This window comes from Corynebacterium sp. c3Ub_189 (genome assembly GCF_039907195.1).
In the GTDB taxonomy this organism is placed as follows: Bacteria; Actinomycetota; Actinomycetes; order Mycobacteriales; family Mycobacteriaceae; genus Corynebacterium.
In genome coordinates, this window is sequence record NZ_JASBOF010000057.1 from 1 (window position 1) to 852 (window position 852).

Annotated in this window: 1 protein-coding gene and 1 pseudogene; both read left to right on the plus strand. The window is 53.2% G+C overall.

Annotated features, from left to right (window positions below; all coding sequences use genetic code 11):
• The first annotated feature begins 4 nt into the window (after positions 1–4).
• Positions 5–368: pseudogene (locus QKD99_RS11485) on the plus strand (transposase).
• Positions 365–852 (plus strand): IS3 family transposase (locus QKD99_RS11490; RefSeq protein WP_347951486.1); only part of this gene is annotated, 488 nt, incomplete at its 3' end. The pseudogene QKD99_RS11485 and the gene QKD99_RS11490, both read left to right, overlap by 4 nt.

An 852-nucleotide genomic window follows, 5' to 3' on the forward strand; every position in this document is an offset into this window, starting at 1 on the left:
TGAAGTGTCCCAGGTTTTGTTCCGTTTGAGTAGATGGGAAAATCTGGAATATGCCAAGAAAATTTGACCAGGATGCAAAGGACCGTGTGGTCCGTCTCGTGGAAGATCGCATCTTGGCAGAAAATATGTCGATGCAAGCCGCGTGCCAGGCAGTAGCTCCAAAGCTGGGGGTTTCATGGCATACGGCCCGTCAATGGACTCAACAGGCCCGTCGTGCGGGAAACATCCCAGAACCTGTGCCTGAAGATTTGGCCGCGGAAAACGCGAGGCTGCGTCGTGAAAATCAAGAGCTACGCGACACTAATGAGCTGCTGAAGGCCGCTTCAGCTTTTTTCGCGTCGGAACTCGACCCAAAACGTCGGAAATGATCCGGTTCATCGATGAATACCGGGTTCGTTTCTCTGTCGAGTTCATCTGTAAGACGTTGAAGAATAACCGGTCTGGTGGGTTCATCACCTCGCGTGGCTATCGCCAGTCCAAGGCCCGTGGGTTAAGTGCTCGTCGCCTTCGTGATGCTGTGCTGGTCGAACGCATTAGAACTGTTCATCGGGATAATTACGGTGTCTACGGTGTACGGAAAATGTGGCATGCTCTCCGCCGTGACGGAATTGATATCGGTCGTGAACAAACTGCCCGTTTAATGCGCTTGGCCGGTGTTTCTGGCAAAGGCAAAGGCAGATCACCTCTCACAACCCGTAAGCCTAACGTGCCTGATCTGCGCCCAGACTTGGTCGAGCGTGAATTCAAAGCCCCCGGCCCGAACAAACTGTGGGTGGCTGACATTACGTATGTGCGCACGAAGAAAGGCTTTGTGTATGCCGCGTTTGTCACCGACGTTTACTCCCGACGGAT